This is a genomic window from Rhodococcus sp. OS5 (assembly GCF_056837585.1).
On record NZ_CM166368.1, the window covers coordinates 5,527,875 to 5,554,191 of the forward strand.

Sequence of the window (26,317 nt, forward strand, 5' to 3'; positions counted from 1 at the left end):
TTCCAGGTTGCGCGGTGCGGCAGGCAGCGGGTGAAGTGATTGTCCGCGCAGGCACCGACACCTCGAAGACGCCGCGGGCCTCGTGAATGTGAGATTTACCTGTACTTTGACGTCACATCAGGCAGTATCGAGGGATGGCTCTAGTTTTGCCCGGCAGCTCCACCGTCGTCCGCTCCGTCGGCGACGTGGTGCACTGGTCCCTGTCCACGGTCGCTTTTGCGGTCACCCTGCCCACTCGACTCGAGGCGCTCCTCTTCTCGGTCGAGAGGTTGGTGGCGCGCATCAACCAGATCGCCGACAACGCCGACCGCGTCGTCATCGGAGCTGCCGCCGTGACCGTTCGCGCTGAGACACTGGTCGAGGCCGTCGAGCAGACGTCGGACATCGCGGGACAACTCCTCGAGATCTACGAGCCCATCGCCCTACAGCTCGCGCCGCTGGCCGCCAGGTTCGCCGACGACCTTTCCGAGGCAGAGGTCAGCGCCGCGATCAAGCTGATCGACCAACTACCGGAGCTCACCGACCGGGTGGCCGCGGTGTTGCCCATCCTCGGAACCTTGGACTCCGTCTCGCCCGAGATCCACGAACTCCTCGGAGTGGTCAAGGACCTGCGGCAGGCGATCGTCGGGGTGCCTGGCTTTCACTTCTTTCGCAAGCGGGGCGAAGCCAAGCTGGATTGAAATTTCAGGCGGAGTAGCCGTTGGTCCCGGCCCGCGCCATGACGACCTTCGGAACGACCGCTCGAGACGAGAGCTTGAGCAGACCGTCCACCAACTCCACGATGTCGTCGACCTTGATCATGGTGTCCGGTGTGATCCGATCGTGTGTCCATGCCGACATGTCGGTGTCGACGTAACCGGGAGCGATGGCCGTCGCACTGACGCCGTTTCCGGATTCCTCGGCGTTGAGTGCCTCGACCATCGAAATCAGCGCAGCTTTGGTGGCTCCGTAGACGGCCAGGCCGCTCTCGGCATACACACCGGCCATCGAGGCGAGAGCGATCACCTTCGCTCCGCCGGCAAGGTCCGCGTCCGCCGCTGTACGCAGGAGCGGCAGCGACGCTTGCAATAGTGCAAACGGTGTTCGGAGATTGACGGCAACGGTCTTGTCGAAACGTCGCATCGGGTAATCCGCTACTCGCCCACTGGTTCCCACTCCGGCGTTGAGGACGAGAGCCCTCATGGAGCCGAATCGCTCATTGTGTGTGGCGACGAGTGCTGCGGCGAAGTTCTCGTCCGCCATGTCGCCGGCCGAGACGACGACGTCCGGCGATCCGGCGCGCGTAAGTTCTTCGGCGACAACGGCGAGCCGCTCGGTATCACGCGCTGTGATGGTCAGCCCGTACCCTTGCGAAGCCAAGCGTGTTGCGATGCCGAGCCCGATTCCCTTGGAGGCGCCGGTGACCAGTGCTGATCGAGTCATTCGAATTTCCCTTGCAGTGCGTTGAGTCCGGCCGAGATCAGTTCCGGCACAGAAGATCCAGCCTTGTCGAATCCCCCGCCGACGGTGGCTCCTGCTCGGAATCGGTGATCGATGCCCTGCGCCACGACGGCGAGTTTGAAGAACCCGAGCGCCATGTAGAAGTTCCAATGCGCCAGTTCACGACCCGACACGGACGAATACCGTTGCGCCAGATCGACAACGGACGGTAGCGACGGGCTCGTCCACGCAGCAGGCTCACCCAGAACCAGATCCAGCGCGGGATGCCGATAGACGCACATCATCGCGATGTCCGCCAGCGGATCGCCCAGCGTCGACAGTTCCCAGTCCACCACTGCGGCAACCTTGGTGACGTCGTTCGCCGCGAGAATCGTGTTGTCGATCCGGTAGTCGCCGTGCACGATCGACGAGGCTGATTCCGCCGGAATCAATTCCGCGAGGCTCGACGCCAACCTGTCCACGTCGGCCGAGTCCTCGGTCTTGACGCGTGACCATTGACCGGCCCACAACTTCACCTGGCGGGCTACGTAACCGTCGGGTCTGCCGAGTTCGCCGAGACCCACTGCGGTGTAGTCGACGTCGTGCAGTGCAGCGAGAACACGCACCAACTCGTCGGTGCACTGCGTGACCTGCGCTGCCGGAACAGCTTCCAACTCGGTTTTGGTTCGGATCACTTGACCGGTGACGAACTCGACCACCGTGAACGACGCACCCATCACCGAGGCGTCCTCGCACAGCACGACGGTCGGCGCGACCGGCACGGCAGTGTTCTGCAACGCCGAGGTGATTCGGAACTCACGCGCAACGTCATGCGCCGACGGCGTGAGGCCGGCCGTGGGTGGACGACGGAGAATCCACTTCGAGTTGTCGTCGAAGATACCGTAGGTGAGATTGGATTTGCCGCCTGAAATCAGTTCGGCTCGCAACTCACCGCTCACCTCGACGCCAGCGGCTTGCAGATACTTGTGGAGCGCCGCGAGATCGAGTCCTGGAAAGTCCGTCACTTCGACTCCTCCCGAGCAGCGCGCTTCGCAGCTCCGACAACACGTTTCGCAATTGCCCAGCGATGAACCTCGGACGGGCCGTCGTAGACGCGGAAGGGACGCACTTCGCGGGACAAGCGTGCCAGCGGCAGATCGCCGGACACGCCCATTCCGCCACACATCTGAATGGAGCGGTCCACGATCCGGAAGATCGCCTCGGCAGCGTAGGTCTTGGCGATGGACGTCGCGTTGCTCGCGTGCCCGCCCTGATCGAGTTCGAAGCAGGCCTGCACCAGAAGTGCACGGCTGGCTGCGATGTCGATCTCGTTGTCGGCGACCATCTTCTGGATCATTCCGAGATCACCGAGTTTCGAGCCGAAGCCTTCTCGTTCGGCAACTCTGGCCACGGCGACGTCGTGGCCGCGGCGCGCTGCACCGAGCCAGCGCATCACGTGCGTCATGCGGGCGGGACCGAGGCGAACCTGCGCGTAGGCGAAACCTTGATCGACCTCACCGAGAACGGCCCCGTCGGGTACGAAGAGATCCTCGAACGTGACCTCGCAGTGCCCACCGATCATGGCCTTGTCGAGGGTGTCGATGTGTCGACCCACTACCAGGCCGGGAGTGTCCGTCGGCGCCAAGAACATGGTCGCTCCGCCGCGCTGCCCGGGCTCGCCGGACGTGCGCGCCATGATGATGAAGAACCCGGCGCCGTCGGCGCCGGTGATGAACCATTTCTTACCGTTGATCTTCCAGCCACCGGGGACTTTTTCGGCGCGGGTGTTCAAAGCCGAGGGATCGGATCCCGCTCCGGGCGCGGGTTCGGTCATGGCGAATGCCGACCGCATGTCCCCGCTTGCGAGCGGCGCGAGGAACTGCTGCTTCTGTGCTTCGTTCGCCACGTGGGCCAGCATGTGAACGTTGCCCTCGTCCGGCGCCGCGATGTTGAGCGCCGTCGGCCCGAATAGCGAGTAGCCGGCTTCCTCGAAGACCGGCGCGCGATCACTCATGTTGAGTCCGTGTCCGCCGTACTCGATCGGCGCATGCGGGGCGAAGACACCGGCTTCTTTTGCTGCCGACTGCATCTCGATGCGGATTGCATCGCCACCCGCTACAGCGATGTCACCGGCGTGTTCGTCTTCGATGGGGAGCACTACGTTGCGCGTGAAGTCGCGCGTCTTCTCGATCAGCGCCACCACCTCGGGCGCGTACGTCAGATCGATTGCCACCAGCCACCTCCGAAAGAACATCCCGACCGAGCGATCGCTCGGTATCAGCACTCTCGCACACGCCGACGCGTCGGGTCAACAATCCTCGAGCATTGCCTCGCCCTGATCGAGCCGGCCGGCAACCACCATGTCGCGGTACAGATCGTCCTTGTCCATGAGCTCGTCATGGTTGCCGATGTTGCGGATCCGACCGTCTTCCATGACCACGATCCAGTCGGCGTCACGCACCGTCGAGAGCCGGTGAGCGATAGTCACCACGGCCCCGGTGCGCGCACGTTCGTTGATCGCGTCGACAATCGCGGCTTCGGTGAGCGTGTCGACCTGGGCAGTGGCTTCGTCGAGCAGAAGCAAAGCACTCGGCCGCAGAACTGCGCGCGCCATCGCGATCCGCTGACGTTGGCCGCCCGACAGCGAAGTGGCCGTCAGAGCGGTGTCGAGTCCGTTGGGCAGGGCCTCGATCGCGTCGTCGAGCCGGAGCAAGCGCAGAACGGCCTGGACTTCTTCGTCCGTCGCATCGGGATGGCTGAAGACGACGTTCTCCCGAATCGTTCCGGGCACCACCGGTGTCTCCTGCTCCACGTATGCGAGACTCTCGCGCACAGCGCGGTGATCGAGCGCGTCGTAACCGACTCCATGCAGGAGAACCTCACCCGATCGAGGTTCGACAAATCGCAGCACGGTCGAGAGCAAGGTCGTCTTTCCTGCACCCGACGGGCCGACGATGGCCATGTGCCCACGCGTCGGAATGACCAGCGAGACATCGCGCAACGCCGGCTGGTTCGATCCGTGGTAGCTCACGGTGACGTCGCGCAACTCGATCAGCGGCGCGGCAGCGTTTGTTTTCGCGACCACGTCCACGACCTCGTCGTACTGCTCGGTGGGCAACGACTGCATCTCGCGAATCCGGATAGCTGCCGCGATTCCCGACTGAACGGAGGTCACGTTCTGCGCAAGCTCCGACACCGGCCCCATCAGGGTGAAGGCGTAGAGCAGAAACGCGATGAGCGTCGAGACTGCCATTTCGCCGTCGGCGACTCGCCAGGCACCGAAGCCCAGGATGGCAATGATCGATCCTTGAATGGCGGTCCACGCGACAGTCCACGCGGTTGCCGACACTCGCACCGCCGTGATCGCATGCTTTTTCGCATCGGACGCATTGTTCGTCACCAGAGCCCCGACGCGATCCTCGGCGAGGGAAACCTTGACCGTCCGGATCGCACGCAAGCCACCCTCGAGAACGCCGCCGAGCTGACCGAGCGATTCCTGGGTTCGCGCTTCCGCTGCGGAAATCCGAGGCATCAGAACCGCAAAGAGTATGGAGGCGAACACGATTGCCACCATGGTGACGCCCAACAACGGCAGATCCAGTACGCCCATCAGAACAATCGTTCCGATGGTCAACGCGGCTGCGTTCAGAATATTCACCGCGGCCGACGACGCAGCCTCCCGCAGCAGCAAGGTGTCAGACGTGACCCGGGTGACCAATTCACCCACGGATCGCGATTGCAGCGCCGGCACCGTCGCCGCGAGGAATCGCTTCACCAGCGACGACCTGGCGTCGAAGACAACTTTCTCGGCGGCGGTTCCGAGAACGATCCACTGAGCACAACCGAGCACTGCACCGACGATCAGAAGGACGACGAGCGTGAGGATAGGTCCTTTCAGCGACGCACCGGTATCGAGGGTGTCGAGAACCCACTTGGTGACCATGGGCGTTGCCAGCGTCGCCGCGGAGCCGCACAGCGCCAGTACCAATCCGAGAAGGAGCGACGGCAGATGCGGTCGAGCGAACTCCGAGAGGACGCGGAGATTGCTCCATTTCGGTGCGGGCTGAGAAGCGTCGGATTCAAGCATGAATTTATGGAACACGAATGTTCCATAAAGGGCAAGAGAAATTCCGATTCGGAAACACTGGATACCGAAACCGGACACGGCTACGCTTCGGATTCGTGACAACGATCCACAGCGCACCAGAACAAAGCGCGACCCGCGAGCGCACACGGAAGGCCATCCTCGATGCTGCCGTTTCGGTGTTCGCATCCAAGCCTGCTGCGACCCTCAGCGAGATCGCTTCGGCCGCAAAGGTCGGCCGGACCACTTTGCACCGCTACTTTCCCGAACGGTCAGACCTGGTCGACGCAGTCGCGGCCGAGGCCACCCGCGCCGTCGGAGAGGCAGCAGCAGCAGCTCGACTCGGCGAGGGTACCGGAGCCGAAGCACTGGTTCGCCTGTGCCATGAATACTTCGAACTGGCCGACCTCTTGACGGTCCTGTTCTTCACTCCCGGTGTGTATCAAGAAGATTCGTTTGCCGAGTCCGCGTCGAACGACGACTCAGTCACCGATGCAATCGAGCGCGGACACTCCGACGGTTCCATCGACCCCGACATGGGTTCGGACTGGGTGCAGAACCTGCTGTGGTCACTGCTCTACACGTCGATGGACTACGTGAACCGCGGTTCCGGGACGCGACTACAAGCCTTGGATCTGACGGTTCGCAGCCTCCGCCGCGGAATCGCCCCCGATCCCGCGGTCTAGGTTGTCGGCTGCTTGAACAGCGGCACGCCGTTTGGTCACGCCTAGTTTGCGGTAGATCGAGCGAATGTGAGTCTTCACAGTGGGATAGGCGATGCCGAGGTGCGCAGCGATCTCGTCTGCAGTCATCGTAGTTCGCAGAAAAGTGAGGATCTCTTTCTCACGTTCCGTCAGGACTCCGGCGAGCTTGGCAGAGAGCTGGCCCCGTTTTTCCAGAATCGTGCGTAGGAGCTCCTGGTGTCTCGACCCCTGTGTTGCGTGCGCGTTCAACAGATCGACGATTACCGGATCGCCGCTCAGAAATGGGGCGAGAATCCGCTCGGGGATTGCTTCCGCCAGCGCACGATCCAACTGCTCGTGCGCCTGCGGTCCACGCCCGGCGACGGAGCTCAGGGCGGCAGACGTGACAAGGGTGCTCACCAGCGCATATCGCGGCAGCGCGGCCGAGGTTGCCAAGCGAAGCGCTTGAGCCGACGGTTCCGGATCCCCCATGACTCGGTAGAGCTCCGCGAGAAGCGCGTGAGCGACCGCAGCACCTGTTCTGGTCAGCGTGGGCATTGCGATGCGGCGAGCTTGCTCGTCCTGTCCTTGAGCGTGGGCGAGCCAGGCCGTGGTGACGCGCCGCAGCGTATCCCAAGGAATGCCGTGCTTGTCCGCAGTGCTCACGCCTCGCAGCAGACGAGCGGCGTTGTGGTACCGGTCTTCCCGGTTCAGAGCGATCAGGCTCATCACCAGGTACAGACGGGCGAGCGCCTCGAAGTTGGTTCCGGGACTGCCCTCCACGATGATCGAGTCGAACTGAGCGATCGCCTCCTCGAAGTCGCCACGCCAGTAAGCGATGCACCCCCGATTCGACTGTGGGAGACCACCTTCGAAGCGTTCCCAATCGGACGCCACATCTCGCGCAGGAAGGCCGTCGAGGATCTGTTCGGCTTCGGTGAATGCTCCCGCGTGGGTCAGCGCAAAGGCCAAGTTGGACTGTGCAAGACGCAATGTCTCCGTGCGCGACTGCAACTGCGCCTCGTCGCCGGCGGAGCGAAGTAGCGCGATGGCACGAGGAAGGTCACGACGAAGCCTGACCTCGGTCCATCCGAGGAGGAAAAGCGCGGACGGGTAATCGTCCTCGGGCTCGCACTGGGCGAGCGCGTGACGCGCGCGATCGGCGATGACGGCCTTGGTCGAGGTGTCCGGAGCGAGCAGCAGGTCGGTGAAGCAGACGACAAAATCGTCGGACGCCACCCGCAGACCCTGCCCGCGGAGAAACTCAGCGCCGTACGGATCACCGCTGAGATCGCGGCAGCACGCTCGTATCAGCAGGATGTGCGGATCGTGGGGATCGGGATGAGCAAGGCAGAGCTGCTCGAGTTCCCTGGTGTGAGATTCGAGAATCAAACGAAGCCAGTTTTTCCGCAGGACTCGTCGAGCCTGCTCCGCCTCACCAGAGGCGAGTGCGTCACGCACGGCTTCGATCATGTGTCGAAGATACTCGAGACGTTCGATGTCCGTGGAAATCCGGTCTCATCCGCTTCGGATTAGGCCGCGATCGAAGCCCGCCGATACCGGTGAGAATTGCCGGAATCAACCGAAATGCGTGAGTCAGCGGAATACCGTGTGCGCAGGCCTTACACGAAACGGATAAGACACATGAGCTTCTGGGAAAGCCTCGGCTGGATGCTGTGGGCGACCGTCTTCATCGAATATCTCTTCGCGCTGTTCGCGATCATCGCCGACCTGTTCCGCGACCACAAGCTCAGCGGTTGGTTGAAGGCCGTTTGGGTGTTCTTCCTGCTCTTCCTACCGATCCTGACCGCCCTCGTCTATCTCGTCGCCCGCGGCGAAGGGATGACGGAACGCAGCAACAAGGCCGCACGCGACGCCGAGAAGGCCGCCGAATCGTATATCCGCGAGGTCGCGGGGAAGAGCCCCAGCGAGGAGATCGCCGCAGCCGCAGCACTGCTCGAAGCCGGAGCGATCAGCGAGGACGAGTTCGCCGCACTCAAGCTGAAGGTCCTCTCGTGAGTGCCGCGCGTTTCGGCCCCGTCGACTTCTACCTTCTCGGCCTGCCTGGGCAGAGCCTCGACCCGGCCGCGCTCTCCGCACTGACCGACCTTACGGATACCGGCCTGGTGCGGCTGCTCGATCTGATCGTCATCTCCAAGTCCGAGGACGATGAACTCACCCTCATCGAAGTCGAGGAGTTGCCGAACGGCTTCGAGATCAACGTCGAGATGCTCGGCGCGTCCGGTCTGCTCGGGCATGAGGACATCACCGAACTCGCGGCAGCCATTCCCACCGGCGCTGCAGCGCTGCTGGTCGCGCTCGAGCTGGTCTATCAGCGCGAACTCGCCGCCCGCACCGCTGCGTCAGGCGCGGTGCTACTGGGTTACGAGCGGATACCCGCACCCGTCGTCAATGCCCTCATGGACACGATCATCCCGAAATTGGAGGTCTGACATGCCGTACATCCCGAGACGAGGCCGCCCCGGACTGCTGGGCCTCGCCGCCCGCACCGCGGTCGTCACCGGTACCGCGACCGCCGTCAGCGACGGTATGGCCACCCGCCGGCAAAGGAGAGCTCAGGCCGACTACGAGCAGGCGCAGTACGAATTCGCCCAGCAGCATGCCGCACTCCCGATGCCCACACCCGCACCCGCGGCCCCGGTCGATCTCGTCGCCGAGTTGCAGAAACTCGGCGACCTCAAATCACAAGGCCTGCTGAGTGACGCCGAGTTCCAAGCCGCGAAAGCACGACTGCTGGGCTGATTCACCCCGACGGGCCATGGATTACCGCGCCCGCTTCCGTACCCCGACACCGATTGGAACCCACTATGTCCACGATCGCCGTCAACGTCCTGAACTTCAATCGGGCAGAGTCCGATCTCATGTTCGCTCGCCTGGCCGCGGGCGTCGGCCTGGGCACGTGGAACCACACTCGTGATCTCGGGTCACTCGACAACCAGCCGATCATCCGCCAGAACCGCGACACTCTGTACAGCAGCGCGATCATCGACGTGCGCGAGAACGTCACCATCACGGTGCCCGATACCGGCGAGCGCTACATCTCCGTGTGGGTGGTCAGTCAAGATCACTTCGGTCCCGTCATCCTGCGCGACCCGGGAGAGCACCTGCTCACGCGTGAATTGGTCGGGACCGACTACGCCGCACTGATCGTGCGCATCCTCGTCGATCCGAACAGCCCCGAAGACGTCGCCGAGGTGAACCGGTTGCAAGACGCCCTCAACATCGACGGCGGCGGAACGGGAGAGTTCCCGTTGCCCGACTACGACGAGCAATCGCAGACCGAGACCCGCGACGCACTCCTCGCACTCGCGCGTGGCATCACCACGTACGACCATTCATTCGGTACCGCTGCGGAAGTCGATCCGATCAGGCACCTGCTCGGTACCGCATCCGGCTGGGGTGGCCTTCCCGAGTACGAGGCCACCTACGTCAACTTCGACGAACGTCTCCCGGTCGGGGAATACCGTCTCCGCCTGAACGATGTTCCCGTGGATGCGTTCTGGTCGGTCTCGCTGTACAACGCGGCCGGATACTTCGAAGAGAACGCTCTGGGCGTCAACAGCATCAACAGCCTCACGGCCACCCCAGACTCCGACGGCAGCACCACCATTCGCTTCGGGGTCCATCTCGACGGCGTCGCGAACGCACTGCCCATCATGCCCGGGTGGAACTACGTACTGCGCCTGTACCGCCCCCGTCCCTCCGTGCTCGACGGCACCTGGACGGCGCCTCGTCCCGAAGCCCTGCAGCAAAGCGTTCCCCACGCACACACCACTCTCGGGTGACTCGACCTGATCACGGAGGTACAAGCCATGCGTCTGTTATTTCAGCTCATTTCGCAATGTGTTCTCGGCGCGATAGCGCTGATCGTCGTGCATTTTGCTCTTCCCGGGGTCAGCCTGAGCGTGAACGGCTTCTTGGCCGCTATCGGTGTATTCACCCTCGCACACATGATCCTCGGCCCATTCGTGCTCAGCGTGGCACTGCACTACGCGGCTCCGCTCGCGGGTGGTGTCGGCTTGGTCGCCACACTGCTCGCGCTCTGGGTTGCGACCCTGGTCCCCGACGGTATCGAGATCAGCGGCGTCGGGTCCTGGATCCTCGCCCCGATCATCGTGTGGGTGATCACGGCATTGGGCGGGTGGATCTTCATGGCTCTCGTCATCGACAAGTGGATCAAGAGACGCAATGCCGAAAAGCTCGTGCGCAGTGTGCAGAAGGCATGAATGATCAGTTCGGAAACGGAACCCACAAGGAGTCAGCCATGCCAACTCACCCGCTCGATCGCCGCGTTCTCCTGAAGACCGCTCCGAACTTCCGGGACCTCGGTGGCATTCCTGTTGCAGACGGCACCGTCCGCGCGGGCGCGCTCTATCGTTCGGCGACTCTGGCGAAACTCGACGGCGACGACCTTGCCGCGGTCGCCGACTTGGACGTGCGGACGGTATACGACCTGAGGACCGCCGCCGAGCGCGACGGCGCACTCGACAATCTCCCTGACTCGACGCGCACAGTCTGGCTCGACGTACTTGCCGACAATGCCCAAAACGCCGCGGCCACTGGACTACTCATGACGGACCCGGTCGCATACGCCGAGACCATCAGCGACGGACGTGGGATCGCACAGATGGAGGAAGCCAACCGCAACTTCGTCAGCCTGCCGTCCGCTCTCGACGCCTATCGCACGTTCTACCTCGACCTCATCGACGAAAAACGCTCCGGGGCAGCACTTTTCCACTGCACCACCGGCAAGGATCGAACCGGGTGGGCCGCGACCTCTTTCCTACTCCTCCTCGGGGCCGACGAAGCCGATGTACGCGCCGACTACCTGGAGACGAACACCGATCTGGCTCCCATGACAGAACCGATCCTCGACTTCGCCGCGAGCAAAGGCGTTGACGCAGAAGTGCTACGACCCCTCCTCGGAGTCCGTGACAGCTATTTCGACGCAGCTCTCGACGAAATGCGCACGCACTTCGGCACCGTCGAGGACTACGCAATCAACGGACTGAAGCTCACCGCAGAGCAACTCACCGCGCTCCGCGAGCGGTTCACATCCAGGTCGGGAGTCATCAGCGCGAAGTGATCGGAGCCCTTACCGAACAGGCATTTTCGCCCTCTCCCCGCTTTTTCTGGTGATTGTCCGCCCGGGTGACCACGACGACGGCGAGGATCCCCACCGCCAAGCCGAGCGCGGTGAACGCAGTGAACGATTCTCCGAACATCAACGCGCCCCAGACCGCGGTGACGGGGGCGATCAAGAACATCAAGGTGTTGACGGACGTGATGCCGATGCGACGGAGCAGTAACCAGTACAGCCCGTAACCACCGAACGTGGACAGCACGACTAACCAGAGCAATGCGATCCAGAATGTGTTGACGCTTGGTGGTACGGCGACACCTGAGGCCACCGCCAGTGTCGTGAAAACTATTGCGCTGGTAGAGCAGTGGATGGCCAAAGCCTGCAGTGGCGGTGTAGACGTGGGAGCGCGTTGTTGGACGAAGGTGGATGCAACCAGGCTGAGCATCCCCAGGAACGGAATCGCGTACGCCCACCACGGCGCCGATGTACCGGCCCCGGCATCGGCTGCCGTGACCATCACGACGCCGCCCATTCCGATCGCCAACCCGACCCACTGCATACGCGGGACTGCGACACCGAGGACCGGACCGAGCAGCGCGGCAGCCACCAGCGGCTGAATACCGTCGATCAGCGCAGTTGTTCCGGTGTTCACGCCGAGATCGACTGCCCAGTACACCGACAACAGGTAGCCACTCTGGGAGAGCATCCCGATCACCACCTGCCTGCCGAGAGCCCGTGGTGTCGGCATCGTGTTCTGGCGCCGGGCGGAGAACCAGACAATCGGGAGCAGTACCACCGCGAGCGGGAGAAAACGCCACATCAGCAGCGTGGGGACCCCGGCACTGCCGGCGCCTAGTTTGGCTCCGATGAATCCCGAACTCCAGCACGCGACGAACAGGACCGACAAGGTAGCCGTCACGGCAGATCTCGAGGTCACGATCCGAGGTATACCGATCTGTTTACTCATGAGCCCGACTATACAGATCGGTATACTTTTGTCCATGGCAGAGGAATCCACACCCGAATTGACTCCGAAAGCGCGTCGCATTCTGGAGTCTGCGTCGAAGCTGTTCTACGAAAAGGGGATTCATGCCGTAGGCGTGGATACCGTCGCACTTGACGCCGGGGTCACGAAGAAGACTTTGTACGAACGGTTCGGCTCGAAAGACGGTCTCGTCGTTGAATACCTGAGGGCTCGAGATCGGCGGTGGCGAATCTTTCGCGACGAGAAGCTCGCATCAGCCGGAGCTAGCCGCGCCGAACAGTTGAGTGCGGTATTCGACGCTTCCGCCTCCTGGTCCAAGGCGAGCGGAGGCAAGGGGTGCAGCATGATCAACGCGCACGCCGAGTTCAGCGATCACTCACATCCGGTGTTCGCTGTCATCGCCGAACAAAAGCGGGAGATGTCAGACCTTTTCCGGCGCATTCTGGCGACGGACGGACTAGCCGACGAACGTCTCGTCGAGGCAATCATGCTGCTTCACGAAGGTGCCCTTGTCGCAGACGGGATCGGTATCGGCACCGACCCCTTCGGTGCCGGCCGGAACGCAGCGCTCGAATTGCTCAAAAATTCAGACTGATTCGCGCAGTTGCGTCAACAGATCACTCCCCCATCCGCTTCGCCCCCACAGTCACTCCCCCACCCGCTTCGCCCCCACCATCCGACGCGCTATCTCCAGATACCTCTCCACCAACTCGTCCGGAGACAACTCACCGTCCGGTCGGTACCAGACCGCGACGGCGACGCACATCGTCACCACGGCTCTGCTGGCGTCCTCGGGATGGTCGGCTTCGAACACGCCCGAGGCGACGCCGTCGAGGACGATCCGGTCCACCTGCTTCTGCTGTTCGTCGCGCTGGGCGATGTAACCAGCCCGGCTGTCGGGCTCCATGCTGCGGATCTCCGAGGAGGCGACGAACGACTGCTCGCGTCGAAACATGTGGAACCGCAACAGAGATTCGATCACCGCGTCGAAGCGATCGGAGGGATCGTCCCCGGCATCGAGTTCGGCGGCGCGGCTTCGCTCCAACAACTCCGTCATCACCACGGTCGCCAGACCGATCAGCAGAGCTTGCTTGGACGGGTAGTGGTGGTAGAGCCCCGGCACCGACAGCCCGGACCGCGACGCGACGTCACGGATCGAAGTCCCGTGATAGCCCTGCTCGACGAACGCCTCCAACGCCGCAGCGAGCGGTTTCGGTAGTCCCAGGTCTTCGTAATCGCGCCAGGACCCGCGTACCGGAAGCTCGTTCGTCATACCGATACCGTAGATCGCTCTTGCGCCGCCGCCGAACACGTCGGAGCCATTGGTTAGAGTCGGTGTTCACCGAAAGACAGGGACCAGTCATGATCCATGTTCGCCACACCGCGGTTGCTGCCGTGCCGGTTGATGTCGCCTTCGACTACATCGACAACTACCGCAATGTCCCGACGTGGATGTTCGGTGTTTCCGAGTTCACCCCGTTCGGAGAGTTCGATCAGGGACTCGGCGCCACGTTCGACGCGGCCATGCAGATCGGGCCGAGCACGTTGCGCTCCAAACTCGAGGTCACCGAGTGGGAGAAGAATCGGATCATCAAGCTGTCCTCGCTCGGCGGTGTATCCAACTCGTCCACGTGGGAGTTCGCCGCGATCGACGATTCCAAGACCGAGCTTTCCGTCGACTTCGCCTACAAACTGCCCGGCGGCATTGCCGGCAAGGCACTCGGCCGATTGATCGGGCCGTTCGTCGAAAACGCTGTCAAGAACAGCGAGGAAACACTGCGCCACAGCCTCGAGGAGCAGTTCGCGGCCCGCGGCGAAGGCTGAAACTACCCGCGGTCGCCTTCGAGTCCCAGCGCGTTGGCCCACACCTGAGTAGCCGTCTTGACGACGTCCTCGAACGGGACGGGGTTGCCGTCGGCGCCAGGTTCCTCGGAGACGAATGAACTGTAGGCAAGACGGCTCACCATCGCCGACAGTGCTCGGGAAGCCAACAGCGGGTCCAACGAGGCGTCTGCCTTGCCAGCTGCTTGCAAGCGTTCGATGGCTCGGGCATTGCGAGAAATGAAGGTCTCGGCTCGGTCCCGACGCAGTTTCGCGAAGGCCGGGTCGATGTGCGATACCTGCTCGAGTAGGCCCATGAGTTTGGCGTTGCGGCGAAAAGCCGTCAGGTAGGCACGGTTGCTCGATTCGAGGACCGCATACGGATTGTCGACGTCGCGGACCCGTCCCATGCCTGGGTGCAGCATGTCTTCCTGCGCGACGTCGAGAACTGCGGCGAAGATCTGCTCTTTGTTGTCGAAGTAGGTGTAGAACGTGCCGGTGGAGCAGTTCGCTTCCTTGGTGATGTCCGTGAGACGGGCGTCGAGATACCCTGCGCGCTCGAACACCGTTCGAGCCGCTGCGACCAGAGAAGCCCTGGTCCGGACGCCGCGGGCAGTCACCGGCAGGTCACGCAGAAGCTCCGTCGCAGCCATGGATGGTGGCGGACGGTCTTCCCAGTTCTCCTGAGGTTCGGCGCGAGAGGTCACCAGCTACTTATACGGCAAAGCCGGCGACATCTCGGCATCGGCGTCAGGTGATGGTGATTCCTCCGTCGACGGCGATGGTCTGACCGGTGACGTATCCGCCGGCCTCGGACGCGAGCCACACCATGGTGGCCGCGAGCTCTTCCGGATCGCCCATGCGGCCGAGGATCAGGCGCGGAGCCATCGCGTCCAAGTAACCGTCGTTGTATTGGTCTGTCATTTCCGACTTGAAGAAGCCGGGCGCGATCGCGTTGACGCGAATGCCCTTGCGCGTTCCCCACTGCTGTGCGAGGTCGCGGGTCAATCCGACGACGCCTGCCTTGCTCGCCGCATAGGCGGCCTGTGGGAGTCCGGCGGTCGTCAATCCGAGAATGCTCGAGATGTTGACGATGGAGCTGCCCGGGAGCATGACGCGGCCGCAGGCCTGCGCTGCCCAGTAGGACCCATTGAGGTTGATGTCGATGACGGCGCGGAACTGGTCCGGGGTCTCGCGGGTCGCCGGAACGGCAGTTCCGACGCCGGCATTGTTGACCAGCACGTCCACGCGGCCGAACTTCTCCATCGCGGCGTCGACCATGTTCTGAGCCTGAGCCGGATCGACGATGTCGGTGGCCACGCACAATGCTTCGCGGCCTGCGTCACGCACGAGCTTGGCCGTGTCTTCGAGCTTGTCGACGCGGCGAGCAGCGAGGACGACGTCCGCGCCGGCCTCTGCTGCGGCTTTCGCAAACGCCACCCCGAGGCCCGACGACGCACCGGTCACGATGACCACTCGATCGGTCAGAGAGAACTTGTCGAGAACAGACATGCGCGGTGATGCTCCTGTGTCGTCGGGTTCGGGAAGTGGCGGTTGCAGTGACGTATCGACTGCAGTTGCGAAATTACAGGCCGAGATCGCGGCCGATGAGTTCCTTCATGATCTCGTTGGATCCGGCCCAGATCTTGGTGACGCGGGCGTCCATCCACGCGCGAGCGGCGCGGTACTCGGTCATGAAGCCGTAGCCACCGTGCAACTGAACGCAGTGATCGAGGACCTCGTTCTGCACCTGCGCGGTCCACCACTTAGCCTTCGCGGCGTCGATGGCGGTCAGCTCGCCGGCAGCGTGTGCCGCGACGCAGTTGTCGACGTAGGCCTGGGTGACCTCGATGCGGGTGACGAGATCCGCGAGAAGGAATTTGTTCCACTGCAGCGAGCCGATCGGCTGACCGAAAGCCTTGCGGTCCTTGGCATATTGCAGCGTCTCTTCGAGGATCGGAGCGGCGTGCGCGATGTTGGACACCGCAGCGCCGACGCGCTCCTGCGGCAGCATTTCCATCATGTGGATGAAGCCGCGGTCGATCTCACCGATGATGTTGGTGGACGGCACGCGAACGTTCTCGAAGAACAGTTCGGCGGTATCGGACTCGTGCTGGCCGACCTTGTCGAGCTTGCGTCCGCGCTCGAAGCCTTCCATGCCGGTCTCGACGGCAAAGAGGGTGATGCCCTTGGACTTCTTCTCGGGACTGGTCCGAGCCGCCACGATCACGAGGTCGGCGTTGTAGCCGTTGGTGATGAAGGTCTTGGAGCCGTTGATGATCCAGTCGTCGCCGTCCTTGACCGCAGTGGTCTTGAGCGAGGCGAGGTCGGATCCACCGGAAGGCTCGGTCATGCCGATGGCCGTCAGCATCTCACCGGTGCAGAACTTGGGCAGCCAACGCTGCTTCTGCTCTTCGGTGGTGAGCTGAACGAGGTAGGGAGCAACGACGTCGGCGTGAATGCCGAAGCTCGAGGCAACAGCTGCACTGGCGCGCGAGAGCTCTTCGGCCAGAACCGCGTTGAAGCGGTAGTCGCCGGCTTCGCTTCCGCCGTACGCCTCCGGAACCTCGAGTCCGAGGAAGCCGTTGCGTCCCGCTTCGAGCCAGATTTCACGATCGATGAAGCGCTGGTCGATCAGCTTCTCTGCGACCGGAAGGATGTTCCGGTTGACGAATTCGCGAGCAGATTCGCGAAATGCCTCGTGATCGGGTCCGTACAGAGTGCGACGCATGACGAGTTGCTTCCTTTCGGCGTGGCAATGCCACACGTAACGATGTTCCTAAGCATTCGCTTAGAATCTAAGCACCTGCTTATAGTGAATCGAGAGCGGGATATTGTCAACATCGAAATCCGTCACACCTGGAGGAAACCGTGAGCGATTCACCTGACGTGGTGATCAGCCCCTCCAAAGCTGCGGCCCGTATCCGCGCGGCAGCCGTGGACGCTTTTGCCTCTGCCGGCTACGGCGGCACCACCACCCGTGACATCGCCGCGCGACTCGACATGAGTCCCGCCGCCATGTACCCGCACTACCGCTCGAAAGAAGAGCTGCTTTTCGCGATCAGCTTCGAAGGCCACACCGAAGCGTTGAAGGTGGTCGAGGGCGCCGACCGACCTGGTGAAGAACCGTCCGTTCGTTTGCAGGAACTGATCAGCACCTTCGCCAGTTGGCAGGCCGGGCACCATTCACTCGCTCGCGTTGTCCAGTACGAACTCACTGCCCTCACACCAGAGCACTACCGAACCGTCGTCGCGCTTCGCCGCAGCACGACGCGGGTGGTCCGGGAGGTTGTCGATGCCGGCGTGCAGTCGGGCGATTTCACGATCCCCGATGCCGAAGGCGTCACCCTCGCCTTGATGTCCCTGTGCGTCGACGTGTGCCGCTGGTTCCCGGCCGGCAACTACACGAATCCGGAAGACATCGGAAAACTGTACGGAGACCTGGCATTGAGGATGGTGGGCGCCGCCCGAATCAGGTGACGCCGACCGCAGAAAGGACTCGGCCAGTGGCCAACCGCACCTATCTCTACTCGACCCCTGTTGCCCCGCATGAGAATCCGGCTGCCGCTCGCACCCGTGGACTCAAAGGAATCTCGGAGTGGTCGTACGCGATACCACTGGTCCCCCGGATCCTTGTGTCCGTGAATCCGCTCCCCCGCCAGTCGATCATCTGGGACGACACCCCCGACCTGATCGCGGTCACCGCGCCCTGTGGTCCTGGTATCGCCCGGCTCGAAGACTTCCTCGGCCGCATCGATCACCCCGCACTCGGCACGATGGCCGGCGATGCGCTGCGTTTCCTGCACAGCCACACCGAACCCGACCACTACTTCGTCCTCGAGTGCGGCGAGATCTTCGACATGGACGACGAACCGTTCGCCGAACAGGGCGCGGCCCTGATGACCGGTCTGGCGGACATCGACGCCGAGATGGAGGCGGCTCTGGCCACACTCGCACCCGCCAAGCCGCGCTTCTGGGAGCGGCTGTTCACGCCGACTCAGGAGAGCGTCGAGGAACCGCTACGCGAGCTCGGCCTCGGTTACTGGTCCGAGACCCTGTACTTCGATCTCGACGTCCCTCGATAAGAGCACCGGCGCAACCAAAGGTTTCAGACCGGGTGGTCCGCAAACAGGTACCCTCGGATTTCGTGTCCGACTACGCCACCGATCTGCCAACCGCTGCGTCCACCGTCCTCGGCGGTTGGGGTCGCACAGCCCGAACTACCTCGCACGTCGTTTCGACCCCTGATGTAGAGGCGATCGCTAAGGCCGTCGCCCGCGTCGCAGACGACAACGCGGACAAGCCGTTGCACCTCCGACGTGGAGTCATCGCTCGTGGTCTGGGCCGGTCTTACGGAGACAACGCGCAGAACACCGGCGGCTTGGTCATCGACATGACCGCCTTCCGTCGAATTCACAAGATCGATGCCGAGTCCCGTCTCGTGGAGATGGACGCGGGAGTCTCTCTCGATCAGCTGATGCGCGCGGCACTACCGTTCGGCCTCTGGGTCCCGGTTCTCCCCGGAACACGCCAGGTAACCATCGGCGGAGCGATCGCCTGCGATATTCACGGCAAGAACCACCACGCCGAGGGCAGCTTCGGAAATCATGTCCGCTCGATGAATCTGCTCACTGCTGACGGCAGTATCCGAACATTGGAGCCGCATGGCCCGACATCCGAGCTCTTCTGGGCTACCGTCGGCGGGATCGGACTGACCGGGATCATCCTGCGCGTCACCCTCGAGATGACGCCGACCGAAACGGCGTATTTCGCCAACGACGGCGCTCTGACCGCGAGTCTTGATGAAACCGTCGCTTTTCACAGCGACGGCAGCGAAGCCGACTACACGTATTCGAGCGCCTGGTTCGATGCAGTCAGTGCGCCGCCGAAGCTCGGCCGGGCCTCGATCACGCGTGGTTCGTTGGCGACCGTCGACCAGCTTCCGCTGAAATTGCAGAAGAATCCGTTGAAATTCGATGCGCCACAACTGTTCACGACACCGGATGTTTTCCCCAACGGCTTGATGAACAAGCTTTCGGCGTCAGCGATCGGCGAGTTCTACTACCGCACCGGCGGCAACTACGTCGGGAAGGTGCAGAACCTGACGCAGTTCTACCATCCGCTCGACCTCATCGGTGAGTGGAACCGTGCCTACGGGTCCAAGGGATTCCTGCAATACCAGTTCGTGGTGCCCGTCGACGCGGTGGACGAATTCAAGAGCATCATCCGCGATATCCAGCGTTCGGGACACTACTCAGCTCTCAACGTCTTCAAACTTTTCGGCGAGGGAAACGCAGCGCCACTGAGCTTTCCGATGTCCGGGTGGAACGTCGCCTTCGACTTCCCGATCAAGTCCGGCCTGGGTGAGTTCGTCGCTTCCCTCGACAAACGGGTACTCGAATTCGGCGGTCGCCTCTACACCGCCAAGGACTCTCGGACTACCGCAGCAAGCTTCCACTCGATGTATCCGCGAATCGACGAGTGGATCCAGATACGCAGAAATATCGATCCGACAGGTGTTTTCGTGTCCGACATGGCCCGAAGACTCGAATTGGTCTGAGGCGCCGCTCAGTCCGAGATCTCACCCAACCGACGCTCCAGGTAGGCCCGCTCCGGTTCCGTACCAACGAGTTTCAGAGCTTGTCGGTACGCGGATGCCGCTGCGTCGGTGCGCCCCAACCGAGCAAGTAGTTCGGCTCGTGCAAGGTGATACGGATGGTAGTCGGCAAGTTTGGGCTCCGCTGCCAGTTCCTCCAGCGCAGTCAGCCCGACTTCCTCGCCGTCGCGCATCGCCAACGCTACTGCCCGATTGACGGCCACGACCGGCGACGGAGTCAGCGTGAGGAGCACTCCGTAGAGAGCGCAGATCTGTGGCCAGTCGGTGCTCTCCACATCTGCGGCCTCGTCGTGCAATGCGGCGATGGCGGCCTGCACCCCGTACGGCCCCGGCGCTCCCCCGGTCAACGCGACCACGACGAGGTCGCTGCCTTCCTCGATCATCGGCTGGTCCCAACACCCGCGATCCTGGTCTTCGAGGAGCACGATCCCGCCGGCGGCGTCGGTACGGGCATCCCGACGCGCGTGGACGAGAAGCATCAATGCAAGCAATCCGGCGATCTCGCGCTCATCGGGAAGCAATGCGCGCAAGATCCTCGCCAGCCTGATCGCCTCCACCGCCAGGTCGACGCGTTGCAGATCCGGACCCGAACTCGCTGCGTACCCCTCGGTGAACACCGAATAGATCACCTGCAGAACACCGGGCAGACGCTCCGGGAGTTCTTCGGCGCTGGGAGTTCGGAAGGGAATCCGAGCCTGACGGATTTTCTTCTTCGCACGCACGATCCGCTGCGCCATGGTCGCCGAAGGCACGAGGAAGGCCCGAGCGACTTCGGGCGTCGTCAACCCGCCGAGGCAACGCAAGGTGAGTGCGATTCGGTCGTCCTCGGCCAGCGCTGGGTGCGAGCAGGTGAAGAACAGCTGCAACCGCTCGTCGGGAAGTTCTCCGTCGACCGTGGGCGGCGCCGGGTCGGCACGATCGGCGTCCACCTGCATCACCGCCAATCGCGCCGCATAGGCCTGATCACGACGAAGCCTGTCGACGGCTTTACGACGCGCCGTGGTCAGCAGCCAGGCGCCCGGTTTAGCCGGCACTCCGTCCACGGGCCAGTGCACCAACGCGGCCTCGACGGCTTCGGAGGTGACTTCCTCGGCCAGATCCAGATCACCGAAGCGGCAGACGAGCGAGGCCAAGAGTCGTCCGCGTTCCTCCCGGAACACTGACTCGATGGAGTTCTCGGCCTGCTCGTCCACGGCGAATCAGTCCCCGAACCCGGCCAGTGGACGCACCTCGACGCTGCCGCCGTCGCGCGCGCCGGGGCACCGCGCGGCCCATGAAAGCGCCGCATCCAGATCGGGAACGTCGATGACGTCGTAGCCGCCGAGGATTTCACGGGTTTCTGCGAAGGGTCCGTCGGTGACGGTCTTTTCTCCGGACTGCGAGACCCGAACCGTCGTCGTAGTCGTCAGGTCGGCGAGGGCATCGCCGGACACCCAGATCCCGGCATCCTTCATTTCCTTGTCGTATTGCTGCCAGTCCTCGAACGTGCACTGGGGTTCGGTGTCTCCGCCGGGTGCGGTGTAGATGAGCAACATGTACTTCATGACTGACTCCTTGGTCTGTTGTTTTTCTTGCGGCTTTCTTGCCTTACAACATGACGACGAACGGTTCTCCCCGGAATCGACAGGCGACTCGAAAAAACTATTGGCGAGTTCGGCCGAGGCGCTGCCGTTAGGCTGAGTGTATGACCGAACGCGACCGGGACGCCGCTGGGAAACCCCTCAATTCGCGGCCCCGTGACGGACTCGGACGTCCACTGCCACGCGACGCAGCGGGCGGTGTCCCGCGCATTCCGGACGATGTACGCCTGCCACCAGACGAGTCGATCACCGAGGCGCAGCGCCTCCTCGACCACGGCATGCCTTTCCACGCACACGAGATTCTCGAAGGAACGTGGAAAAGCGCGCCGCCCGAGGAACGTGACCTGTGGCAGGGACTGGCTCAGTTGGCCGTCGGGCTCACCCATCTGCTTCGGGGCAACAACACCGGCGCCGTCTCACTCCTCGGCCAGGGTCACGACCGCATCAGGCACTACGAGGTCGAGAGTCCGCACGGCCTCGATATCCCCGGTCTACTGACGTGGTCCGAGCACCTGCTCGCCGAAATCGATCGCCCCGGCGATTTCCCCGCCCCTCCGATTCCGAGGTTGAGAATCCCCTGATGCCCATCTTCCCCATGTTTCCGCTCGGCTCCGCTTTGCTACCGGGTGAGGTGTTGCCCCTGAACATCTTCGAACCTCGGTATCGCGCACTGGTCGAGAACGTTCTCGAAGCTGCCGACGGCCCACTGTTCGGAGTAGTGCTCATCGCTCGTGGCCACGAGGTCGGTGGCGGCGAATCACGTCACGACGTCGGCACTCTGGCTCGGATCGAGTCTCATGTCGCCATGGGTGCCGGGCGGTATCAGTTGTATTGCCGGACCGAAGACCGCATCCGGGTCAATCGATGGCTGCCGGACGATCCCTACCCACTTGCCGAGGTCGAATTGTGGCCTGACGAGAACAACGGAACACCAGTCACTGCTTACGAATACGACTCGCTCCTCGAGCGCATCGAGTTCATGTACGGAATGTTGGGAAAGCTCGCACTTCGGGCCGGCGAACAGACTCCGCGAATGCCCGTCCCACCGGATCCCTTGGATCCGCTGGGTTCTCGGCTGTATGCCCTCGCCAGGAGCATTCCGATGGGTGACGCCGATCGCCTGGCGATTTTGACCGCGCCAGGCGCCGACGAACGTATTCGCGCACTCTCGGAGGCAGTCGAGAACACCATCGAGGTCGCGCAGTTCAATCTCCTCTGAGCGCAACTACGCCATCGTCTGACCCATGTCGATGACGATCTTCGTCCCGGTGACCGCGCGGGAGAGGTCCGTCGCGAGGTAGACAACAGCGTTGGAGATGTCCTCGACGGTGGTGCGCGGGACGGACGTGAGCGGCCACTTGTACGAGTTCATGTACTCCGGATGAGTAGTGAGTACCTTACCGACGTTGGGATCGTTGCCCATCTCGGTCTCCACCGCGCCAGGGTGGATGGTGTTGACTCGAATGTCGAAGCTTCCCAATTCCGTTGCAGCAGTGCGAGCCAAACCCACGAGGCCGTGCTTGGCCGCCGAGTAGTGCGCGCAGCCGGGCGCTTCGGCGACGCCGGCAGCACTGCTCACAATCACGATGGAACCACCGTTGCCGGCTTCGATCATTGCAGGAACCGCAGCTGTCATCGTGCGCCAGACACCATTGAGATTGATGTCCACCAGCGTCGACCACTGCTCTTCAGGCATCTCCCAGAAACGGTTCCACGTAGCGATGCCCGCATTGGCAATCACGACGTCGAGGCGACCGAACTTGTCGACGCCCGACGCCACCGCCGCACGCAGTGCCTCGAGGTCACGGACGTCCGCTACAGCGGTGACGATCTCGCGCCCCTCCGCTCGCACGAGACGAGCCGTTTCTTCGAGGTCGGCTTCAGTCGCGGCCGCGTAACCCACGTCTTCGGACACCGACGCGCACACGTCGACAGCGATGACGTCTGCACCTTCCTGCGCGAGTCGAATCGCGTGATTGCGTCCCTGACCCCGCGCTGCACCGGTGATGAAAACGACCTTGCCTGCCAACAGTTGTGTCATGGCCGGGACGTTAGACGCTGATGTGGCCCGCTGCCTCCGAGTTCCCGCTCGACGGGAATCAACCGTCGACGATGACGACGTGAAGATTCCTCGGACCATGGACACCTTCGACGCGCTCGAGTTCGATGTCGGAGGTCGCCGACGGGCCGCTGATCATGGTGGCGGGGCGCTCCGGTGTCAGCTTCGCAATCGCCTCCGGCACTCCCACTTCCACACTGCTGCGATACACGACGCAGATGTGTGTGTCCGGTACCAGCGTCAACGCACGGCGTCCCTGCGATGGACCGGCGTCGAGGAAGATGGTGCCGGTTTCGGCGCACGATACCTTCGAGCCGGTAACAACGGCGTCGAGGTTCTCGAGTTCAGGAGCCGGTACGTCCGGGCTGTCCACCACCAGCGTTCCGTCGAATCCGGCTACCCATGATCGGTCGAGGCCGGCGGGGATCCCCAGACTGTGTAGTCCGTGCTCTCTCAGTATTCCGGCGACGGCCTCGGCGATTTCTGTTGCAGCGCAATGGTGAACGTGCGCCTTGTAGTCCACCAGACGGTCGACGAACAAATCGATGAGTTCCTCGTCGGACATGGTTCTGCCAGTCCGGTAGTTTCGCGGTATCTCGCCTTCGCGGGCGGGCGCCAAGGTGATGGCATCACGAATGCGTCCGAGCACCACTTCACGTGAATTCATCTGTCCGCCTTCCCGTCACGACGAGCCTCGTCCAATGCCGCGCGGCCTTCGTCGGAGTCCCACCAGGATCGGAAGGTCTGCTTGGGCGGTGCGGGAATGTCTCTGGCAGCTGTCCAACCGTTCAATGGAGGTGGCAACGTAGAGATCTTCCCTTTCCTGCCGGCCACGACGCGTCCGAGCCCGGCAGCTTTCTGAGCCAACGTCCACCGGCCCTCGGTCGACATCGCCAGAGAGGCGGCTTTCATCGCCAAAGACTCTGCCGTGACACCAGATTGCTCGACCTTCTGGTGCCGCAATTCGACGAGCAGCGAGGGTATGTCGATCTTGACCGGGCAGGCGTCGAAGCACGCACCGCACAGACTCGAGGCAAAGGGAAGCGTCGAGTTGGGATCGTCTTTGCCATGCATGCCCGCGAGCTGCGGAGTCAGCACCGCGCCGATCGGTCCCGGATAGGTCGATCCGTAGGCGTGACCGCCGGTGCGCTCGTAGACCGGGCACACGTTCAGACACGCCGAGCACCGTATGCAGCTCAGGGCTTCCCTCCCGATCTTGTCGGCAAGCGCGGCAGTCCGACCGTTGTCGAGGAGGACCAGGTGGAACTCCTGTGGACCGTCGTCGGGCGTGACGCCGGTCCACATGGAGGTGTACGGGTTCATCCGCTCCCCCGTCGAGGACCGCGGCAGCAATTGCAGGAAGACCTCCAGATCCTGATACGTCGGCAGAATCTTCTCGATGCCCATCACGGTGATCAGTGTTTTCGGCAGGGTCAGGCACATTCGCCCGTTGCCCTCCGACTCCACGACGGTCAGAGTGCCCGTGTCCGCGATGCCGAAATTGGCGCCGGAGACGGCGACCGGCGTCGTCATGAACTTGTGGCGCAGAAACTTTCGTGCAGCAGCGGCAAGTTCGGCCGGGTTCTCCCCGAGGTTGGGGTCGACATCTGGCATCTCACGAAGGAATATCTCCCGAATCTCGGACCTGTTGCGATGGATCGCGGGAACCAGGATGTGCGACGGTTTGTCGTGGCCGAGTTGGACGATCAATTCCGCGAGATCGGTCTCGTAGGCGGTGATTCCGTGGGCTTCGAGATGCTCGTTGAGACCGATCTCCTGCGTGGCCATCGACTTGACCTTGATGACCTCGTCGGAGCCGGTGGCTTTGACAAGTTCGGTCACAATGGCGTTGGCCTCGTTGGCATCCGCCGCCCAATGCACCTGCCCACCGCGCGCGATGACTGCAGCCTCGAACTGTTCGAGCAGTTCCGGCAACCGCGCCATGACGTCGGCCTTGATCGCCGAACCCGCGTCACGCAGCTCTTCCCAATCGGGCAGCTCTCCAGTCACGTTGATGCGCTTGGCACGGATGGTGTGCGTCGCCTTGCCGATATTGCGTCGCAGTTGCGCGTTGGCCAGCTCGTGATGTGCTGCGACGGGGAATTTCTCAGTACCTCGCAGGAACCCTGCACCCTCGGGCGACCTCGGCGGGAAGCTGGGCAGACCCAGCGTCACAGCGCTCATGCGTGCACCCGGCTTTCCACCGACGCCAGAATCTCCGCGAGGTGAATGGTCTTGGCGCCCATCTGCAGTCGTGACATACCGCCACCGATGTGCATGAGGCAGGACGAGTCTCCGGCGCTGCAGAATTCGGCGCCGGTGTCCGCAACGTGGCGAATCTTGTCCGCCAGCATGGCCGTCGAAGTCTCCGCATTCTTGATGGCGAAGGTGCCGCCGAATCCACAGCAGGAATCTGCTTCGGGGAGTTCGACCAGATCGATGTCGCGGACGTTGCGCAGCAACTGAAGTGGCTTGTCCCCCACCCTCAACATGCGCAGTGAGTGACAGGTCGGGTGATAGGTGACTCGGTGCGGGAAGTACGCGCCCACATCGGTGACCCCGAGAACGTCCACGAGGAATTCGGAAAGCTCGTACGTCTTTGCCTTCACGGTCTGCACCTGTCCACACAGCGACGCGGTGCCGTAGCGCTCGGCGACCATCTCGTGTTGATGACGGACCGAGCCGACGCACGACCCCGATGGTGCGACAACGGCGTCGATCGACGCATCACCGAAAGTATCGGCGTAGTTCGCGACCAGCGGTAGTGCGCCCGGCTGATAGCCGGTATTGACGTGCATCTGCCCGCAGCAGGTCTGCCCGGACGGAAACACGACGTCGTGCCCGAGACGGGTGAGCAGGAGGGCGGTGGCCTTGACGGCGTCGGGAAACATCGTGTCCCCGATGCAGGTGGCGAACAGCGCTACTCGCATGTGGTTCCCCGCAATCTGTCGGTGTGGTCTGACCA

The 26,317-nt window shown here is 62.9% G+C and carries 31 protein-coding genes; 15 read left to right on the top strand and 16 right to left on the bottom strand.

Annotation, left to right across the window (positions count from 1 at the left end; genetic code table 11):
• Positions 1 to 134: 134 nt before the first annotated feature.
• Entirely contained in the window at positions 135 to 680 is a 546-nt protein-coding gene (locus tag ACVZUB_RS25795; protein WP_007729604.1) for a hypothetical protein, read from the top strand.
• A 4-nt stretch (positions 681 to 684) separates the two neighbouring features.
• On the opposite strand, the gene ACVZUB_RS25800 is transcribed toward ACVZUB_RS25795, so the two are convergent.
• The 4 genes from ACVZUB_RS25800 to ACVZUB_RS25815 form a co-directional block, all read right to left on the bottom strand.
• A complete protein-coding gene (locus tag ACVZUB_RS25800) occupies positions 685 to 1,422 on the bottom strand; it encodes an SDR family NAD(P)-dependent oxidoreductase (protein ID WP_030537223.1) in 738 nt (245 codons plus the stop codon).
• Positions 1,419 to 2,444 carry a phosphotransferase family protein gene (locus ACVZUB_RS25805; protein WP_007729609.1) on the bottom strand — a complete coding sequence of 342 codons (1,026 nt, stop codon included), beginning with the start codon at positions 2,442 to 2,444 and terminating at the stop codon, positions 1,419 to 1,421. Before ACVZUB_RS25805 ends, ACVZUB_RS25800 begins: the two co-directional genes overlap by 4 nt.
• Positions 2,441 to 3,652 (bottom strand): acyl-CoA dehydrogenase family protein, encoded by a 1,212-nt coding sequence (locus tag ACVZUB_RS25810; RefSeq protein ID WP_482627882.1) that lies wholly within the window; start codon positions 3,650 to 3,652, stop codon positions 2,441 to 2,443. Before ACVZUB_RS25810 ends, ACVZUB_RS25805 begins: the two co-directional genes overlap by 4 nt.
• Before the next feature lie 75 nt (positions 3,653 to 3,727).
• The gene (locus tag ACVZUB_RS25815; RefSeq protein ID WP_058226602.1) at positions 3,728 to 5,506 is read right to left on the bottom strand and encodes an ABC transporter ATP-binding protein; all 1,779 of its coding nucleotides are present in this window, start codon (positions 5,504 to 5,506) and stop codon (positions 3,728 to 3,730) included.
• A gap of 95 nt (positions 5,507 to 5,601) precedes the next feature.
• Here ACVZUB_RS25815 and ACVZUB_RS25820 point away from each other — a divergent pair, with 95 nt between their 5' ends.
• Entirely contained in the window at positions 5,602 to 6,189 is a 588-nt protein-coding gene (locus ACVZUB_RS25820; RefSeq protein ID WP_030537226.1) for a TetR/AcrR family transcriptional regulator, read from the top strand.
• On the opposite strand, the gene ACVZUB_RS25825 is transcribed toward ACVZUB_RS25820, so the two are convergent.
• Positions 6,124 to 7,659, bottom strand: coding sequence for a helix-turn-helix transcriptional regulator (locus ACVZUB_RS25825; protein ID WP_058226603.1), 1,536 nt, complete (start codon positions 7,657 to 7,659; stop codon positions 6,124 to 6,126). The two genes, ACVZUB_RS25820 and ACVZUB_RS25825, sit on opposite strands and share 66 nt — an antisense overlap.
• 171 nt (positions 7,660 to 7,830) lie before the next feature.
• On the opposite strand from ACVZUB_RS25825, the gene ACVZUB_RS25830 reads away from it, so the two are divergent.
• From ACVZUB_RS25830 to ACVZUB_RS25855, 6 genes are all read left to right on the top strand, one after another.
• Positions 7,831 to 8,205 carry a PLDc N-terminal domain-containing protein gene (locus tag ACVZUB_RS25830; RefSeq protein ID WP_482627883.1) on the top strand — a complete coding sequence of 125 codons (375 nt, stop codon included), beginning with the start codon at positions 7,831 to 7,833 and terminating at the stop codon, positions 8,203 to 8,205.
• Entirely contained in the window at positions 8,202 to 8,639 is a 438-nt protein-coding gene (locus tag ACVZUB_RS25835; protein WP_007729624.1) for a DUF6325 family protein, read from the top strand. The genes ACVZUB_RS25830 and ACVZUB_RS25835 overlap by 4 nt, the downstream gene beginning before the upstream one ends.
• Position 8,640: 1 nt before the next feature.
• Entirely contained in the window at positions 8,641 to 8,949 is a 309-nt protein-coding gene (locus tag ACVZUB_RS25840; protein WP_007729626.1) for an SHOCT domain-containing protein, read from the top strand.
• Positions 8,950 to 9,014: 65 nt separating this feature from the next.
• The gene (locus tag ACVZUB_RS25845) at positions 9,015 to 9,992 is read left to right on the top strand and encodes a DUF1214 domain-containing protein (protein ID WP_003940299.1); all 978 of its coding nucleotides are present in this window, start codon (positions 9,015 to 9,017) and stop codon (positions 9,990 to 9,992) included.
• 27 nt (positions 9,993 to 10,019) lie between these two features.
• Positions 10,020 to 10,433, top strand: coding sequence for a phage holin family protein (locus ACVZUB_RS25850; protein ID WP_020970904.1), 414 nt, complete (start codon positions 10,020 to 10,022; stop codon positions 10,431 to 10,433).
• 38 nt (positions 10,434 to 10,471) lie between these two features.
• Positions 10,472 to 11,293: a tyrosine-protein phosphatase gene (locus ACVZUB_RS25855; protein WP_042448676.1), complete on the top strand. Its 822-nt coding sequence runs from the start codon at positions 10,472 to 10,474 to the stop codon at positions 11,291 to 11,293.
• Here the strand turns inward: ACVZUB_RS25855 and ACVZUB_RS25860 are convergent.
• Entirely contained in the window at positions 11,280 to 12,209 is a 930-nt protein-coding gene (locus tag ACVZUB_RS25860) for a DMT family transporter (RefSeq protein ID WP_058226604.1), read from the bottom strand. The two genes, ACVZUB_RS25855 and ACVZUB_RS25860, sit on opposite strands and share 14 nt — an antisense overlap.
• An 82-nt stretch (positions 12,210 to 12,291) precedes the next feature.
• Here ACVZUB_RS25860 and ACVZUB_RS25865 point away from each other — a divergent pair, with 82 nt between their 5' ends.
• Positions 12,292 to 12,870 (top strand): TetR/AcrR family transcriptional regulator, encoded by a 579-nt coding sequence (locus ACVZUB_RS25865; RefSeq protein WP_047272072.1) that lies wholly within the window; start codon positions 12,292 to 12,294, stop codon positions 12,868 to 12,870.
• 51 nt (positions 12,871 to 12,921) lie between these two features.
• Here ACVZUB_RS25865 and ACVZUB_RS25870 read toward each other — a convergent pair whose 3' ends face one another.
• Positions 12,922 to 13,548 carry a TetR/AcrR family transcriptional regulator gene (locus tag ACVZUB_RS25870; RefSeq protein WP_030536574.1) on the bottom strand — a complete coding sequence of 209 codons (627 nt, stop codon included), beginning with the start codon at positions 13,546 to 13,548 and terminating at the stop codon, positions 12,922 to 12,924.
• A gap of 89 nt (positions 13,549 to 13,637) precedes the next feature.
• Here ACVZUB_RS25870 and ACVZUB_RS25875 point away from each other — a divergent pair, with 89 nt between their 5' ends.
• On the top strand, positions 13,638 to 14,099 hold the full coding sequence (locus ACVZUB_RS25875; RefSeq protein WP_003940411.1) for an SRPBCC family protein: 462 nt from the start codon (positions 13,638 to 13,640) through the stop codon (positions 14,097 to 14,099).
• Positions 14,100 to 14,101: 2 nt separating this feature from the next.
• On the opposite strand, the gene ACVZUB_RS25880 is transcribed toward ACVZUB_RS25875, so the two are convergent.
• From ACVZUB_RS25880 to ACVZUB_RS25890, 3 genes are all read right to left on the bottom strand, one after another.
• On the bottom strand, positions 14,102 to 14,749 hold the full coding sequence (locus ACVZUB_RS25880; RefSeq protein WP_007730038.1) for a TetR/AcrR family transcriptional regulator: 648 nt from the start codon (positions 14,747 to 14,749) through the stop codon (positions 14,102 to 14,104).
• Positions 14,750 to 14,846: 97 nt separating this feature from the next.
• A complete protein-coding gene (locus ACVZUB_RS25885) occupies positions 14,847 to 15,608 on the bottom strand; it encodes an SDR family NAD(P)-dependent oxidoreductase (protein WP_003939707.1) in 762 nt (253 codons plus the stop codon).
• A gap of 73 nt (positions 15,609 to 15,681) precedes the next feature.
• Entirely contained in the window at positions 15,682 to 16,827 is a 1,146-nt protein-coding gene (locus ACVZUB_RS25890; RefSeq protein WP_007730036.1) for an acyl-CoA dehydrogenase family protein, read from the bottom strand.
• Between the two features lie 140 nt (positions 16,828 to 16,967).
• Here ACVZUB_RS25890 and ACVZUB_RS25895 point away from each other — a divergent pair, with 140 nt between their 5' ends.
• From ACVZUB_RS25895 to dprE1, 3 genes are all read left to right on the top strand, one after another.
• Positions 16,968 to 17,576: a TetR/AcrR family transcriptional regulator gene (locus ACVZUB_RS25895; RefSeq protein ID WP_030536572.1), complete on the top strand. Its 609-nt coding sequence runs from the start codon at positions 16,968 to 16,970 to the stop codon at positions 17,574 to 17,576.
• Positions 17,577 to 17,602: 26 nt separating this feature from the next.
• A complete protein-coding gene (locus ACVZUB_RS25900; protein ID WP_064687765.1) occupies positions 17,603 to 18,181 on the top strand; it encodes a DUF7822 domain-containing protein in 579 nt (192 codons plus the stop codon).
• Positions 18,182 to 18,243: 62 nt separating this feature from the next.
• Positions 18,244 to 19,656, top strand: coding sequence for a decaprenylphosphoryl-beta-D-ribose oxidase (gene dprE1, locus ACVZUB_RS25905; protein WP_058226678.1), 1,413 nt, complete (start codon positions 18,244 to 18,246; stop codon positions 19,654 to 19,656).
• An 8-nt stretch (positions 19,657 to 19,664) separates the two neighbouring features.
• Here the strand turns inward: dprE1 and ACVZUB_RS25910 are convergent, their stop codons facing one another.
• Positions 19,665 to 20,906, bottom strand: a complete 1,242-nt coding sequence (locus ACVZUB_RS25910) for an RNA polymerase sigma factor (RefSeq protein ID WP_482627884.1) — start codon at positions 20,904 to 20,906, stop codon at positions 19,665 to 19,667.
• A 6-nt stretch (positions 20,907 to 20,912) separates the two neighbouring features.
• Positions 20,913 to 21,257 carry a YciI family protein gene (locus tag ACVZUB_RS25915; protein ID WP_003939718.1) on the bottom strand — a complete coding sequence of 115 codons (345 nt, stop codon included), beginning with the start codon at positions 21,255 to 21,257 and terminating at the stop codon, positions 20,913 to 20,915.
• Positions 21,258 to 21,397: 140 nt separating this feature from the next.
• Between ACVZUB_RS25915 and ACVZUB_RS25920 the strand changes: the two genes are divergently transcribed.
• Both ACVZUB_RS25920 and ACVZUB_RS25925 read left to right on the top strand, forming a co-directional pair.
• Positions 21,398 to 21,874 carry a DUF309 domain-containing protein gene (locus tag ACVZUB_RS25920; RefSeq protein WP_003940372.1) on the top strand — a complete coding sequence of 159 codons (477 nt, stop codon included), beginning with the start codon at positions 21,398 to 21,400 and terminating at the stop codon, positions 21,872 to 21,874.
• On the top strand, positions 21,874 to 22,512 hold the full coding sequence (locus ACVZUB_RS25925) for an LON peptidase substrate-binding domain-containing protein (RefSeq protein ID WP_064073901.1): 639 nt from the start codon (positions 21,874 to 21,876) through the stop codon (positions 22,510 to 22,512). The genes ACVZUB_RS25920 and ACVZUB_RS25925 overlap by 1 nt, the downstream gene beginning before the upstream one ends.
• Before the next feature lie 6 nt (positions 22,513 to 22,518).
• Here ACVZUB_RS25925 and ACVZUB_RS25930 read toward each other — a convergent pair whose 3' ends face one another.
• Genes ACVZUB_RS25930 through ACVZUB_RS25945 form a run of 4 tightly spaced genes read right to left on the bottom strand, consistent with a single transcriptional unit; the run spans position 22,519 to position 26,282 of the window.
• The gene (locus ACVZUB_RS25930; RefSeq protein WP_007730029.1) at positions 22,519 to 23,334 is read right to left on the bottom strand and encodes a mycofactocin-coupled SDR family oxidoreductase; all 816 of its coding nucleotides are present in this window, start codon (positions 23,332 to 23,334) and stop codon (positions 22,519 to 22,521) included.
• 58 nt (positions 23,335 to 23,392) lie between these two features.
• Entirely contained in the window at positions 23,393 to 24,019 is a 627-nt protein-coding gene (locus ACVZUB_RS25935; RefSeq protein WP_482627885.1) for a LutC/YkgG family protein, read from the bottom strand.
• Positions 24,016 to 25,536, bottom strand: a complete 1,521-nt coding sequence (locus ACVZUB_RS25940; RefSeq protein ID WP_058226613.1) for a LutB/LldF family L-lactate oxidation iron-sulfur protein — start codon at positions 25,534 to 25,536, stop codon at positions 24,016 to 24,018. Before ACVZUB_RS25940 ends, ACVZUB_RS25935 begins: the two co-directional genes overlap by 4 nt.
• Positions 25,533 to 26,282 (bottom strand): (Fe-S)-binding protein, encoded by a 750-nt coding sequence (locus ACVZUB_RS25945; RefSeq protein WP_162114553.1) that lies wholly within the window; start codon positions 26,280 to 26,282, stop codon positions 25,533 to 25,535. Before ACVZUB_RS25945 ends, ACVZUB_RS25940 begins: the two co-directional genes overlap by 4 nt.
• Between the last annotated feature and the right edge of the window lie 35 nt (positions 26,283 to 26,317).

Bases quoted from the DNA above. Each gene is read 5' to 3' on its own strand.
- ACVZUB_RS25795 (WP_007729604.1), top strand. From the start codon at position 135: ATGGCTCTAGTTTTGCCCGGCAGCTCCACCGTCGTCCGCTCCGTCGGC.
- ACVZUB_RS25800 (WP_030537223.1), bottom strand. From the start codon at position 1,422: ATGACTCGATCAGCACTGGTCACCGGCGCCTCCAAGGGAATCGGGCTC.
- ACVZUB_RS25815 (WP_058226602.1), bottom strand. From the start codon at position 5,506: ATGCTTGAATCCGACGCTTCTCAGCCCGCACCGAAATGGAGCAATCTC.
- ACVZUB_RS25825 (WP_058226603.1), bottom strand. From the start codon at position 7,659: ATGATCGAAGCCGTGCGTGACGCACTCGCCTCTGGTGAGGCGGAGCAG.
- ACVZUB_RS25830 (WP_482627883.1), top strand. From the start codon at position 7,831: ATGAGCTTCTGGGAAAGCCTCGGCTGGATGCTGTGGGCGACCGTCTTC.
- ACVZUB_RS25840 (WP_007729626.1), top strand. From the start codon at position 8,641: ATGCCGTACATCCCGAGACGAGGCCGCCCCGGACTGCTGGGCCTCGCC.
- ACVZUB_RS25845 (WP_003940299.1), top strand. From the start codon at position 9,015: ATGTCCACGATCGCCGTCAACGTCCTGAACTTCAATCGGGCAGAGTCC.
- ACVZUB_RS25850 (WP_020970904.1), top strand. From the start codon at position 10,020: ATGCGTCTGTTATTTCAGCTCATTTCGCAATGTGTTCTCGGCGCGATA.
- ACVZUB_RS25855 (WP_042448676.1), top strand. From the start codon at position 10,472: ATGCCAACTCACCCGCTCGATCGCCGCGTTCTCCTGAAGACCGCTCCG.
- ACVZUB_RS25865 (WP_047272072.1), top strand. From the start codon at position 12,292: ATGGCAGAGGAATCCACACCCGAATTGACTCCGAAAGCGCGTCGCATT.
- ACVZUB_RS25870 (WP_030536574.1), bottom strand. From the start codon at position 13,548: ATGACGAACGAGCTTCCGGTACGCGGGTCCTGGCGCGATTACGAAGAC.
- ACVZUB_RS25875 (WP_003940411.1), top strand. From the start codon at position 13,638: ATGATCCATGTTCGCCACACCGCGGTTGCTGCCGTGCCGGTTGATGTC.
- ACVZUB_RS25880 (WP_007730038.1), bottom strand. From the start codon at position 14,749: ATGGCTGCGACGGAGCTTCTGCGTGACCTGCCGGTGACTGCCCGCGGC.
- ACVZUB_RS25885 (WP_003939707.1), bottom strand. From the start codon at position 15,608: ATGTCTGTTCTCGACAAGTTCTCTCTGACCGATCGAGTGGTCATCGTG.
- ACVZUB_RS25890 (WP_007730036.1), bottom strand. From the start codon at position 16,827: ATGCGTCGCACTCTGTACGGACCCGATCACGAGGCATTTCGCGAATCT.
- ACVZUB_RS25915 (WP_003939718.1), bottom strand. From the start codon at position 21,257: ATGAAGTACATGTTGCTCATCTACACCGCACCCGGCGGAGACACCGAA.
- ACVZUB_RS25920 (WP_003940372.1), top strand. From the start codon at position 21,398: ATGACCGAACGCGACCGGGACGCCGCTGGGAAACCCCTCAATTCGCGG.
- ACVZUB_RS25925 (WP_064073901.1), top strand. From the start codon at position 21,874: ATGCCCATCTTCCCCATGTTTCCGCTCGGCTCCGCTTTGCTACCGGGT.
- ACVZUB_RS25930 (WP_007730029.1), bottom strand. From the start codon at position 23,334: ATGACACAACTGTTGGCAGGCAAGGTCGTTTTCATCACCGGTGCAGCG.
- ACVZUB_RS25935 (WP_482627885.1), bottom strand. From the start codon at position 24,019: ATGAATTCACGTGAAGTGGTGCTCGGACGCATTCGTGATGCCATCACC.
- ACVZUB_RS25940 (WP_058226613.1), bottom strand. From the start codon at position 25,536: ATGAGCGCTGTGACGCTGGGTCTGCCCAGCTTCCCGCCGAGGTCGCCC.
- ACVZUB_RS25945 (WP_162114553.1), bottom strand. From the start codon at position 26,282: ATGCGAGTAGCGCTGTTCGCCACCTGCATCGGGGACACGATGTTTCCC.